9 protein-coding genes are annotated in these 13221 nt (G+C 49.6%); 2 read left to right on the top strand and 7 right to left on the bottom strand.

Annotated features, from left to right (window positions below; genetic code table 11):
• Positions 1 to 54: 54 nt before the first annotated feature.
• The 5 genes from HPT30_RS04675 to HPT30_RS04695 all read right to left on the bottom strand — a co-directional run bounded on the left by HPT30_RS04675 (position 55) and on the right by HPT30_RS04695 (position 6007).
• On the bottom strand, positions 55 to 1461 hold the full coding sequence (locus HPT30_RS04675; protein ID WP_175370316.1) for an MATE family efflux transporter: 1407 nt from the start codon (positions 1459 to 1461) through the stop codon (positions 55 to 57).
• A 270-nt stretch (positions 1462 to 1731) separates the two neighbouring features.
• Positions 1732 to 2613, bottom strand: a complete 882-nt coding sequence (gene pstA, locus HPT30_RS04680) for a phosphate ABC transporter permease PstA (RefSeq protein ID WP_175370317.1) — start codon at positions 2611 to 2613, stop codon at positions 1732 to 1734.
• Positions 2610 to 3557, bottom strand: coding sequence for a phosphate ABC transporter permease subunit PstC (pstC, locus tag HPT30_RS04685; RefSeq protein WP_175370318.1), 948 nt, complete (start codon positions 3555 to 3557; stop codon positions 2610 to 2612). Before pstC ends, pstA begins: the two co-directional genes overlap by 4 nt.
• An 87-nt stretch (positions 3558 to 3644) precedes the next feature.
• Entirely contained in the window at positions 3645 to 4502 is an 858-nt protein-coding gene (locus HPT30_RS04690) for a phosphate ABC transporter substrate-binding protein (protein WP_175370319.1), read from the bottom strand.
• 68 nt (positions 4503 to 4570) lie between these two features.
• Positions 4571 to 6007 carry a TolB family protein gene (locus HPT30_RS04695; protein ID WP_175370320.1) on the bottom strand — a complete coding sequence of 479 codons (1437 nt, stop codon included), beginning with the start codon at positions 6005 to 6007 and terminating at the stop codon, positions 4571 to 4573.
• Between the two features lie 450 nt (positions 6008 to 6457).
• Here HPT30_RS04695 and HPT30_RS04700 point away from each other — a divergent pair, with 450 nt between their 5' ends.
• Both HPT30_RS04700 and HPT30_RS04705 read left to right on the top strand, forming a co-directional pair.
• On the top strand, positions 6458 to 7534 hold the full coding sequence (locus HPT30_RS04700) for a hypothetical protein (protein ID WP_175370321.1): 1077 nt from the start codon (positions 6458 to 6460) through the stop codon (positions 7532 to 7534).
• 224 nt (positions 7535 to 7758) lie between these two features.
• Entirely contained in the window at positions 7759 to 11121 is a 3363-nt protein-coding gene (locus HPT30_RS04705) for a DEAD/DEAH box helicase (protein WP_175370322.1), read from the top strand.
• A gap of 92 nt (positions 11122 to 11213) precedes the next feature.
• Here the strand turns inward: HPT30_RS04705 and HPT30_RS04710 are convergent, their stop codons facing one another.
• Complete coding sequence (locus HPT30_RS04710) at positions 11214 to 12323, bottom strand: glycosyltransferase (RefSeq protein WP_175370323.1); 1110 nt, start codon at positions 12321 to 12323, stop codon at positions 11214 to 11216.
• 98 nt (positions 12324 to 12421) lie between these two features.
• A partial coding sequence (locus HPT30_RS04715) for an exosporium glycoprotein BclB-related protein (RefSeq protein ID WP_281364457.1) occupies positions 12422 to 13221 on the bottom strand: 800 nt, incomplete at its 5' end.

Raw genomic sequence — 13221 nt, forward strand, 5'->3', positions numbered from 1 at the left:
TCCTCCTCTATCTTTTCTAAACGAACAGTATACGCCATTTTGATTAAATAAACCTTAAATTTGCAGCTGCGCTTCTGTGACGGGGAATCCTCCACTCTTCCGCAGAACGCCGAATTCCTTGCGAACCATCCACGCCGTCCACAGTACGACAATGGCATCAATCGCCAGCGTCCCCCAATACACCCCGGAAACTCCCATGATTCTTGGCAGCACAAGCATCACCGGAACGTAGAACACAAGCTGTCTGGCAATCCCGATGATCGCAGCCGGTTTTCCTTTATCAATTGACGGGAAGAAGGTCATCGCCATAAAAATCATCGACAATAGCGGCAGGACCGCCATGTTGATTCGGAAATACATCAGCTCCGGCCCGCTGAAGGTCTGATCAGGTAGCATAAGCCCCAGAATCATCTGCGGATTCCACATGGCGATTATCCAGAATGGCAGGGTCAGCACCATCGAAGCTAATGTGAATATTTTGTAGGATTGAATGACTCGCTCGTATTTCTCAGCCCCGAAGTTAATCCCAATGACCGGCTGGAGTGCACGCATAAGACCGAAGATCGGTGTGAGCAAGAACGTGAACACCCGGAAAACAACTCCGTAGAAGGCCACATCGGCAATGGTTCCGTATTTGGACAGGGCATTGAACACGATTAAAGCCTGCACCAGATTCATAAAATTCATAATGAAGGAGGACATGCCCAGGCTGAAAATGGATTTTAGCGTGGCTCTATCCCGATAAATCGCAAAGGCTCTTGTCTTGAAGGAAGACCATCCTCTGCCGAAATAAATCCAGCCCAGCAGTGTATAGACGAACATACCGATATTGGTTGCCCAGGCGGCACCCTCCACCCCAAGCTGCAGGACGGCCACCAGCAAATAATTGCATAGAACGTCCGCTACCAAGCCAATGCCCATCACTACTGCTGCAGATTTCATCTTGCCCTCAGCTCTGACAATCATATTCGCAGCTAAACCGTAGATCCAGAAGAAAGACCCCCAGACGGTAATTCTGAAGTAGCTGTTACCCAGCGTCAGCGTTTGCCCCTCTCCTCCCATGATTGACACCAATTGGGTTGAAAATAATAGGCCCAGCACCATGTAGACTACGGTCACAATGACCGTCAGGTAATTCACATTACCCATCAATCGCTGCTGGGTGTGCTGATCCTGCCTTCCAATGGCAATGCTCAGCGCTGCACCCGCCCCAACTCCGATCAGGGAGCCTAACCCCAGGCTGATCTGTGTCAATGGATAGGCTACGGAAACACCGGCTAAGGCTGTCTCACCTACATAGCGGCCTACAAATACAGCGGCGATCACCGCGTTTAACCCGTACAACACCATGGCGATGATAGCTGGCCAAGAGAGCCGGTACATTATTTTCCACAGATTCTCGTTCAAGATTAGAAGCTTCTGCTTCTCTTTCCCATCTGTGGTTTGTTGTATCGTTGACATAGAAGGAAACCTCTTTCTTTAAAAGGATAGAAATCGTGATTCTGAGCCAGACTTAAAGCCCATCTCGACTTCTATATAAGTTTAGAAGGTGAAGAGTGCCCTTCACTACCCGTAGACGGAGTCTTATAGCCCGAAAAAGGATTATTGTATCTCTACTAAAGCGCAACGCAAAAAGCCGCCCCCAGGCAGTATGAAAACTACCGGAGACAGCTTTAGATTGAGGTAATAAGTTATAGCACTATTGAATAGAAGTCTTCACTTCAACTGGGATCAGCGTCCCTGACGGCGGTTGTTCAGCCACAGCGGGAAGCGGAAGGCCAGGTTGATGAGCAGGACGACAATAACCAACACAGCTGCTGATCGGTCGGCTATCTGACGTGCATCCTCGACGATCGCTTCGGATTGGACGTACCACAAATGCACCGCTAGCGTCTCGCCCGGCGAGAACAGGTTAAAGTCCCACATTTCGCCCGAGGTACTCAGACCGGCAGTCAGGATAATAACCGCAGACTCCCCGAAGGCACGACCCGCAACGAGACAGATTCCTGTCACGATAGACCGCAGAGCAACCGGGAGCACGACCGTACGAATGACATGGTATTTAGTCATACCAAGTGCATAGCCCGCTTCACGGATATCGCCAGGAACGGCACGTACCGCTTCTTCTGTAACACGGGCCAGCATCGGCAAGTTCAACAGCGCCAAGCTGACGCCCCCGCCCAGAATCGTAAGTCCAATACCGAAGTATTCAGCGAAGATCGCTAGACCGAGCATACCGAATACAATGGAAGGAACCGAGGACAAAGCTTCTACGCAAATCCGCAATCCACCGGTAAACTTGTTATCCGGCGCGTATTCTGCCATGTAAATCCCCGCACCCAGTCCAATTGGAACCGAGATGATAAGTGAGATGAACAGAATATAGAAAGAGTTGAATAGTACAGGACCAATACCGCCGCCAACATCCATTTCCTCTGGCTGCTTAATCAGGAAGTCCAGACTCAGGGATGGCAAGCCTTTGCTCATAATCGAGATCAGCAGCCAGAAGATCAGCAGCAGAATCAGGCCGCCCAGCGTATAAAATCCGTATGTAGCCAGTTTATCGCGCCGCTGAGCCCGCGCCGTATGGCGTGTCCGTGTGAAGCTGGTCATGCTGCATCCCTCCGCTTTCTTCCGAGAATCCGAATGATCAGAATCAGCACGAACGAGATCACGAGCAGCAAGAAGGCCATCATGTGCAGCGCATAGTTCCAGGTCGAGTCAAATTCCACATTAGAAATTTGCATTACGATGTTACTTGTCAGCACCGATGAAGGTGTGAACAGTGTTTTGGCCAATTGGGCTGTATTCCCGATGACCATAACCACAGCCATTGTCTCACCAACAGCACGGGTCATCCCGAGAATGACCGCAGAAATAATCCCCCGGCCTGCCGCAGGCAGGACTACACGCATAATCACTTGCAGACGGGTAGAACCAAGAGCATAAGCGGCATCACGGTATTTGCGCGGCACAGCCACAATGGCATCATCGCTGATCCGGCAAATGGTTGGTAGTACCATCAGAGACAGGACAAGTGCCGCGGCCAGTATTCCGTCACCGAGACCCTGACCACTAACGTCACGCAGGAAGGGAAGCAATACGGTAAGGCCCAGATATCCATAAACAATGGAAGGAATCCCAACCAGCAGGTCAAGCACTGGGCGAATAAAGGTCTTCAGCCAGTTCGGGGCGATCTCGGCGATAAGCACCGCCATCCCTACCGAAACGGGAACTGCGATGACCATCGTAAGCGCAGTTAGCGAAAGTGTATTCACAATAAAAGCGGCTGCCCCGAAAGCATCCTCTTCCGGACTCCAATTAAAAGAGAAGAAGAAGTCAGCCAATGAGACCTGGCCGAACATTAGCATCGCCGTTTTGCCGATAAATAAGATAACCATGCCCAGTACAAAGCAAAGCGCCAGAATACTGAACAAAAAATAATACCGGAATATTGAATTGCTTAGCAAATGCCTGCCATGACGTTTTGCATTAGCGCTGACCTTAACTGAGCTTTGTTTCAGCCTGGATTCCAGGTTGTGGACTGGTGCCCCCATACGTTCCCTCCTGTAAGCGGCCAGCCCCCGCTGATTCTCCAGGAGCTGGCCGCTGTTACCGTTCAATATAATCTTTGGATATTACTATTATTTCATCGAAGCGATTGGAATAAATTTAAGCTTTTTCAGGGAACCTTGTTGGAACTTCTTGCTTTGTACGTAATCGATAAATTCTTTAGTTGCGCCAGTAGGTTGGCCTTTAGTCATGAAGTAACCGTAAGCCCAAATCTTGTAAGAACCGTTGATTACGTTATCTGTAGTAGCTTCAACGCCGTTGAATTTAACAGCCTTCACATCACCACTTACATACACCAAGTCAATGTAACCGATAGCGTTAGGAGTTGTTGCTACAGCCGTTTTCATGTCACCGCTGGAACCTGTTTCTTTGTAGTTCTTTTCTTTCTTCACGATGTCGCCACCAGCCAAAGCTTTAGCTTGATAGTTAACGCGTGTACCGGAACCGAAAGCACGAGTGATTACAACGATATCAGCATCCGAACCGCCAACTTCTTTCCAGTTCGTGATTTTACCGGAGAAAATACCTTTAAGTTGATCAGTAGTCAGGTTGTCTACACCGACATTTTTGTTAACGATTGTAGCAAATGGAATAACAGCTACTTTGTTAGCTACTTGGCCGTCAAAAGCTTTGAAGCCTGGAACGTCAATGCTGGCATCCCAGTCGCAAGCGCCGATGTCAGCGATGCCTTTTTTTACAGCTTGCGGTCCAGTAACGGAACCTTTACCGGAAGCAGCGATTTTCACTTTAGGGTGCAGTTTTTGGAATTCCTTAGCTGCTTGCAGCGTTAGTGGAAGCAATGCTGTGGAACCATTAACCGTAATTTTACCGGAAAGATTGCTGGCTGCAGAAGCAATTCCTGCAAAAGCTGTTGTTACAGCAAGAACTGCTGTAAGTGCAGTTACTGTGAATTTTTTAAAAACTTTCATGAATTATTTCTCCTCTCGGCTACTCGCCGTTAAATTAGTAAGGACTATGAAGTGCAAGCGAATTAATATTATTTAGTCAGTTCGAGAGCCTTGCCACCTTTGATGACAACCACTTTACCATCGCTGATGATTGCCAGCTTGCTGCCATCTTTAGATACAGCCACTTCAGATACATCTTCTGTGGAACGGTACAATTCAGTTTTGGCTCCGCTAGCATTGATAGAGTACACCACTGTAGCGCCATCAGCTGTCGTACCGGATACCACCAGACCATCGTTCACACTGCTTACCCATGTAGGTTCAACATCAAGAGCGATGTTCGTACTAGTTCCGTCTGCTTTCACACTCTTCAGTGTGTTCGCAGCCTTACCGTCAGCATCTGCACTCAGGTAAGCTACATTGCCATCAGCAAGAATTTCAGGGTACAGCTTGTTGTCTGCGGAAGTAGTAAGTGCAACAGGCTTAGCGTCTTTCACAGTCAGATCCAGCTTATACAGCTGCTCTCCCGCTTTGCTGAAGTCTACTGTAAGAGAATCTTCTGTGCTGTCAGCGTCATTTTTGGCTACACCAGTCAGGTTAACGATGTACGCAACACTCTTCTCGTCAGCAGACACGCGCAGCTCGGATTTGTTCTCGACTTTATCAGCAAGCACAGTAGCTACAGTTCCCGATTCCACGGAGATTGAAGCAATCTTCTCCTGCTTGTCCCCTTGGATAAAGTAAATTTTCTTACCGTCTTTAGACCAGATCAGATCAGTCTTTACACTGTTGTCTGTACCCAGTGCTTTAATGGCTCCACTGTTCAGGTCGATCAGACGAAGTTGGCCAGTCTCATCATTGAAAGCGCCCCAACGTTGATCTGCGGATACAGCGAAATCTACTGCGCTGTCATCGGTAGAGAACAATTGGTAGTTACCTTGATCCCCACCAAACTTAAGAAGTTGAGTAGTCTCGGCATCACTATGGTTAGCGATAACGGTACCGTCTGCTGCCCAGTGAAGTGTATCGAATAGACCTTCAGGACGAGCAAAGCTTAGGATAGAAGTACTTTCAGCATCCAGCTCACCGCCCAAGGATACAACAAGCTTGGTCAATTCTACATAAGTGCTGTTCTTGTATGTTACAGGCGCAATGGTGAATGATTGTGCTTCACCATCTACTTGGAAGCTCTTGGAGCCTGGTTTGATTTGAAGGGTATGTAGGCCTTTGCTGTCGTTCAGCTCAATGCCGCTTGCGCTAGCTGCTACGTGAGCTCCGATCTCGCCGGCTACTTGGCTAAGTGCATAAAGTTTATAGCCGCCGCTGTCAATAGTATTGAATGTCACTGGCGTGCCGTTTACAGTCCATGTAGCGGTACCTTCCTTGACTTTTACCGGCCCGGAGACTGCTGCACTTACTGTTCCTGTCTTACTACCACCTGCACTGGCAGCTAATGCGCTCCCTGCCCCTGCGGTTACTAGAAGTGCCGAAGCCAAGGTTGCGCTTATCCATTTACTGTTTTTCAATTAGATTCACCCTTTTCCTATAGGTAACTGCTAATGTTATTTTCGTCTACAATTGTCAATGGCGTTGCAGAGGAATGTTTTGGAATTATTAATTTGGGCATATTTTGGTAGTTTTTTGTTAAGAGAGTGTAAAAACCCGCAAAATGAGTCTATTAGTCCCGTTTCATTAGTGGATATAGCTTATAAAAAATAGACCACAGCGCCTTCCGCTGGGTCTATTTGCACAGTAATAGTTACTGGAGAGCCCTCCCTTTTACCTGGAGATTGCTGCTGTCAACAATTGGGGGAGTATACTATGGCGCTGAGGGGCTAATGAACATTATGAACCGCGGTCAGTTCCCCATAGAATTATGTCGAACCGGCAGGAATTTACTGGAGCCCCACCGAATGTATAGAACGCTAAACCGTTAGACACCGGTTAAAGCATAATACATTGGGGGAAGAAAATTTATGAAAAGATTGGTCGTAATCCTAACCGCCCTACTGCTCGTTGTCGGGCTGGGCAGCCCTGCGGGAACAGGGAAAGCCGCTGCGGCAGCGGCACCAGCTTATAACGAAATCTCTACGTTTGTGGACGGCAAGCTGATTATCTCAACTGCCAAATCGCTCCTGGTCAATTCATCAGCATATGTACCTGTAAAGCTACTGGATCAAATTCCGGGAATCAGCATGACCAAGACAGCTACAGGCATCAGTGTGAGCGGCGCCAAAGGTGCCACTACACTAAACAAGGACAATTCTGTCCTGTACAATAATTCCAACTATGTTGCTTTCAAGACATTGCTGAACATCGGCGCGATTGATGGCAAGTACGCCTCCAGCGCCTACTCACTGTTCATCTGGAGCGGAGATGAAGGCAAGGCGAAGAGCAATGCCACACTGACAGCGCTCAGCAAGCTTCCAAGAAACTTTGGCAGCGTTGTAGGCAAGAAGGTCTATGTCTACGGTTTTCCAGGTACGCATTGGATTACTGACGTCCAGTATGATGGAAGCTCCTCAATTGAGTATTCAATGCTCAAGGACGATGGCACAGCATGGACGCTGGATCAAGACATCTATGACGAGGCTATGATGTATACGGTGGAGTACCTGCAATACTTGAAAAAGACCTTTAATGGCACAGTGGCTTGGGTGCGGAATTCCCAGATCGAGGATAGCCCGTTCAAAAATATGGAGAAGGTCACGATAAAGAGCGTTCAGGCGGACAATGAAACTGGCGATGTTGACGTTGTCCTGCGCCGGGCCAGTGGTGAAGAAATCACCATTACTTTGGCGCCTGTAGGGGATCAAATCAGTAATATCAGCAGCACTTTCCTCTACAAAAGCCCTCGTACATTAACTAACAGCAGTGATAAAATGTGGGCAGCTATTGTTGCCGAAAAGGTAGTCGTCGGTATGACTTTTGATGAAGTTTACTTCTCATGGGGCGATCCAGACCGGACTAATGAATCTCTTGGATTGGTAGTATACGGTAATGTCTACCTGTACTTCTATAATGGAAAATTAAAGTCTATTTCTGAGTTATAGGGAACGTACTAAAATAGCGGAGATTCGGCATTACAGCCGGAACTCCGCTTTTTTTTGCGTAGGCCCTTTTCGTAAAGGTTGTAGCTAATAAACGCTCTTTTTGAGATTGCAGCATATACTAATCTCCTTTACTTTTTTGAAGGCGTACGCTTGTTCTGTTAATATAGGACTAGATTTATAACGGAACGTGAACACACTGATATATTGAAGAAAGGAACAACGGCATGGGATACAGTGTACCAGAACGGGTCATTAAGCTGCTGTGTGGCAAGTCCGTTCTAGAAGAAGGAGCCATCCTCTTCCATAGCAACAAGGTTCGATTAACCTGGGAAGAACAACAAGAGGATCGCGGCGGAGTCGTCAGCCGGACAGCATATGAGGCCATCGTACAGGGGCATCTCAGCTATGACGTCAAGGTTGCCGTGGACAGTGATGGAGACGTCAGGGCGGAGTGCAGTTGTCCGGCCTATTCACATGGCGGACCTTTCTGCAAGCATATCGCTGCCGTACTGATTCATATCCACGATCTGGCGCATGCTGGTCATTCGGATCAGCGTTCCGGGGGCTCTGCCCTGTACCAGCAAGGGCAGCCGGACAGGGAAGACAGCAGGCTGACACCGCGCAATCTTCATCATTCCTCAGGAAGCCCTGCACAAGACAGCCAGTTGGTTAACAGCATGCTGGACATGTTCGGAAATTCGCGCCTGCGCCCCAGCGGCGAGGGGAGCTATGTGGACACAAGAGATTCGCTCGTTGTGGAATGGATAGTGAGACCCATGCTCTCTGGCTACGGCAGCGCTGAAATGCTGGGTATCGAGCTGAAGATAGGGCCTAAGCGTTTATATATTGTGCAGAAGATCAGAACCTTCCTGGAAGCCGTTCATCGTGGGAAGAATTTTGAATTCTCGCGGCATTTTATTTATAATCCCTCGCAGTACAGCTTTGTTCAAAAGGATAATGAGGTTATCCAGAAGCTCCTCCAGATCGTGCAAAGTGAGAAGGTCTACCGCGAGAGCATGGGGATTAATTCGCACTATGGGAATAGATCTAACGGGGAGCGGGAGCGGTTACTCCCTATTCCGCCTTATTTCTGGAAGGAACTGCAACCCTTGCTGGCATCAGCACCATCAGTCTACCTGCAGCAAGAGGATAGTCTATACGAGGGCGTGAATCTTTCGCAGGAAGCACCTCCACTGATGTTTCAACTGGATCAGGCGGGTAGCGGCGGCTACCGTCTGGAGGTTCAGGGGCTGGACAACATCACGGTGTTGGAGGATTACAATTTGGTGCTATCCGCAGGCCGGCTGCTGGAACTACCCTCTCAAGAGTGCGAGCGGCTCGCCGGGATCAAGCGAATGCTCGGCGCTTCCCGCCAAGGTAGCCTAGGCATTGCGCCAGAGCAGATCGAGTCATTCATGGACAAGGTTATTCCTGGTCTCTTGAAGCTGGGTACAGTCACGGTCGCCGACTCCATCTCGGACAGAATCCTCCATAGCCCGTTAAAAGCCCGGCTCTATCTGGATCGGATCAGGGACCGGCTGCTCGCCGGTCTGGAGTTCCAGTACGGGGATATCGTCCTGAATCCGCTGGAAGAACAGCGCAGCCGCGGGACAGACCTTATCCTTATGCGGGACGGCGAACGGGAAGCCCAAATCATGGGGCTGATGGAGAAAGCCGCTTTCGTCAGAACGGAGAGCAGCTTTCTCATGAGCAACGAAGATGACGAATTCGATTTTCTGCACCATACAGTTCCACTATTGGAGGATTTGCTGGATGTCTATGCAACCACCGCTGTTAAAGGGCGACTGCTCACAGGCAATCCACCTCCTAAGGTCAGCGTCCGCTGGAATGAAAAAACGGACTGGCTGGATTTCAAGTTCGATATGGGTGGCATTCCTGACGATGAGATCGCCACCCTTCTGAAGGCACTTCAGGAGAAGCGCCGATATTACCGTCTTCCGGACGGGGCCTTGTTGCCATTAGACTCCGAGGAGCTACAGGAAATTATCACTTTTATGAACGAAGTGGGGATCAAGACTGGAGAGATTCAAGGCAAGGAATTCTCGTTGCCTCTTCTTCAGGGGCTGCATCTCGGTTCAACCAATCATAAAGGTGATGCGGTCAAGCTCGACAAAAGCTTCCGCAAGCTGCTGGCCAATCTGCAAAATCCAGACAATCTGGATTTCCCGGTACCGGACAGCCTCATTCCTGTACTGAGGGATTATCAGCAGCTCGGGTTCCAGTGGCTCAAGACACTGGCCCATTACCGATTCGGTGGCATTCTGGCCGATGATATGGGTCTTGGCAAAACACTGCAAAGCATCGCCTTCCTGCTCTCCGAACTGCCGGACATCAAGGATGCAGGACGTCCGGCGCTGATCGTCGCCCCCGCCTCACTAATCTACAACTGGCACAACGAGTTGAAGAAATTTGCTCCGGAGATAAAGGCGGTCATCGCAGACGGCAATCTGACGGAACGAAACCGTACGCTTAAGAACACTGCCGGAGCAGATGTGATCATCACTTCCTACCCGCTGCTGCGCAGGGATGTGAAGCTGTATAGCGGGCGATCTTTTCATACACTGATTCTCGACGAAGCACAATTCATCAAGAATGAAGTCACCCAGACGGCCCGGGCGGTTAGAAGTCTGGAGGCCCGCTATCGCTTCGCTTTGACTGGAACGCCTGTAGAAAATGCGCTGGAAGATCTATGGTCTATCTTTGGCGCTGTTTTTCCTGGATTATTCCCGGGGAATAAGAAGACTTTTCATGATTTGCCGAGAGAAGCCGTTGCTAAGCGGGCAAGACCATTCCTGCTGCGTCGCCTGAAGCGTGATGTATTGAAGGAACTGCCGGACAAGATTGAGTCTGTACAAGCATCCGAGCTGCTGCCAGACCAGAAGAAGCTGTATGTGGCTTACCTTGCCCGACTGCAAAAAGAAGCACTCAAGCATCTGGACAGCGACGGCTTCGGCGGGTTTGGGGAACACCGGGTCAAGATTCTGGCCGGACTTACGCGACTTCGTCAGCTCTGCTGCCACCCTTCCCTGTTTATCGAGGGCTATCAAGGCCGCTCCGGCAAGTTCGAACAACTGCTTGAAATCATTGATGAATGCCGCAGCTCCGGTAAACGAATGCTAGTCTTCTCACAGTTCACAAGTATGCTGGATCTGATCGGTCGTGAGCTTGGGGTGCAAGGCATTCCCTATTTCTATCTCGATGGCCAAACGCCACCTGCCCAGCGGACCCAGCTATGCCGCCGCTTCAACGAAGGGGAAGGAGACCTGTTCCTGATCTCGCTAAAAGCAGGCGGCACCGGACTGAACCTGACCGGAGCGGATACCGTCATCCTCTATGATCTCTGGTGGAACCCCGCTGTAGAGCAGCAGGCCGCCGACCGTGCTCACCGCATCGGGCAGAAGAATGTAGTACAGGTAATCCGGCTCGTTGCTCAAGGTACCGTAGAGGACAAGATGTACGAATTGCAGCAAAAGAAGAAGAATTTGATTAATGAAGTCATTAAGCCCGGACAAGAGAGCTTGTCCGCACTAACTGAACAGGATATCCGGGAAATTCTGCGGATTTGATGCAATATTAATCAACAGGACAGCCTGTCAGATAAAAGAAGAGAGAATTGACAATCCCCCTACGGCGATTACCCCGTAGAGGGATTGTCATTTTATTTTTTATTTCCAATACCAGTTCCCGTGCTATAAGCAGGACCCAGAAGTGTCTTAAAATACTTTCGGTTATAGCGCATGCTTGGATGGGACGGGGCGTATTTTAAGGCCAACTCATTATGTGTATTCGCCTGCAGGTGCTCCCCTATCCGGTCATAGCACAGACAGAGCTGCAGATGCGGCAGCCAGGTTGAATAAGCCCGGTTGGTGAAGCCCATATTCTCTGCTTGCTCTGGCAGTTCGACCGCCTGCTGGTACCAGTAAATAGCTTCCTTGCATTGGTTTTTCTCTAAGAAAAAAGCACCGATCCGGCAGCAAAATTCCGCACGGGGAGCGTCGTACTGCAATGTTTTGCAGAGCGCCTGGAACTCTTTTTCCTTATCGCCCAATTGTCCATAACACTCAGCTAATTTGAGGCAGGCCTGAATGTTGTCCTCGACCCATCCCTTTGCTGTATTCAGAAACTTGTTATAATACTCCACAGCCTCTCGGTGCAAGCCATGGTCGCGAAGCTCGTTAGCATAATAGTACAAGTCGCGAGGGGAGAATTGTTCCCCCTGCTCTGCTCTTTTGCGATAAATACGCAGATTGCGGTCCGTGTGTTGTTTATCCTTCTGATGCGTGATGCACACTTCGCTGTGATGAATGTTCCCACCGACCTCCAGATACTCGTGCACGGGTCCAATCCACTGAAAATTACTGTCTCGTCTAACCAGCCGGTTGCGCCGCAAGCTCGAGGTCACGTTCCCGTCACTGTCAAACGCTAGATTATAGGGCATGGTTACGCTGTGAATATGAGAGGGCAACGTCTTTTTTAACTCTTTGAAAAGAGTCTGATCCTTCTTGGCAATCGTATCATCGGCATCCAGCCACAGAATATATTCTTGCGTCGCCTGCTTGAAGGCATAGTTTCTTGCAGCAGCAAAATGGTCAATCCATTCAAAATCATAAATCTTGGCTCCGAAACTCTTCGCTACTTCCTTTGTCTTATCGGTGGAACCTGTATCCACAATAATAATCTCATCGGCGATCTCCTTAACCGTTGATAGACAGCGGAAGAGTCCTTTTTCCTCATTACGCACGATCATACACAGACTAACTGAAATCATGGATATCTCCTTTCTTAAATGATGCATAGGGATAAAAATAAGCAGGGGCTTGTAACAAGCCCTTGCTTATTAAATGTTGCGGCCGAACCAGATAAAGATTAGCTGATTGCAACACCGGCACTTGCGTAACCAACAACCGTAGTGGCGACATCAAGCCCTGCCGTTACCGTTGAGGAGAAGACCAGGATCAAACGGTCTCCCTGATTGACCGGAATCGAAAGGCCAGTAGTTGTTCCGCTGCTGATGGTGCCGAGTGCCAAAACACCTGTGAGCGCAGGAGCCAGTGTTACAACTGCTCCTGGCACTGCCGTAAAGCTATTGTTAGGCGCTGTCGAACGGAACAGTCGGGCAGTAATAGTGAGCGTGCTGCCTAACAAGCTTAGTGCAGCTGTTGTACTGAAGAAAGCAGCCATAGAGGTAATGGTACCCGCACGCGGAACCGAGAATGCTTCATTGACCAAGAGCCCCGCACCACCGGTAATATCAATCGTACCACCGGCAATCGTCAGACCTATGGAGTTCGTACCAAAACCAATCAAGCTCGAGGTATTCAGCAGACCACCCAGTACTGTAGTCAACGTAGTTGGAAGGCCTGAAGCATAAGGAATGATCGCACTGGAACCTGCGGTTCCTGTGGCACCAGTGGCTCCGGTGTCACCAGTTTCACCTGTTGCACCTGTTGCACCTGTGGCTCCGGTCGCGCCTGTCGCGCCTGTCGCTCCTGTCGCACCAGTTTCACCGGTCGCTCCGGTCACTCCTGTGGCTCCTGTGGCTCCAGTTGCACCCGTTGCCCCAGTGTCACCTGTCACTCCGGTCGCTCCTGTGGCCCCGGTCGCTCCTGTTGCACCGGTCGCTCCTGTTGCACCAGTATCACCTGTGGCTCCAGTCACTCCTGTGG

The organism is Paenibacillus agri (assembly GCF_013359945.1).
GTDB classification, from domain to species: domain Bacteria; phylum Bacillota; class Bacilli; order Paenibacillales; family Paenibacillaceae; genus Paenibacillus_AQ; species Paenibacillus_AQ agri.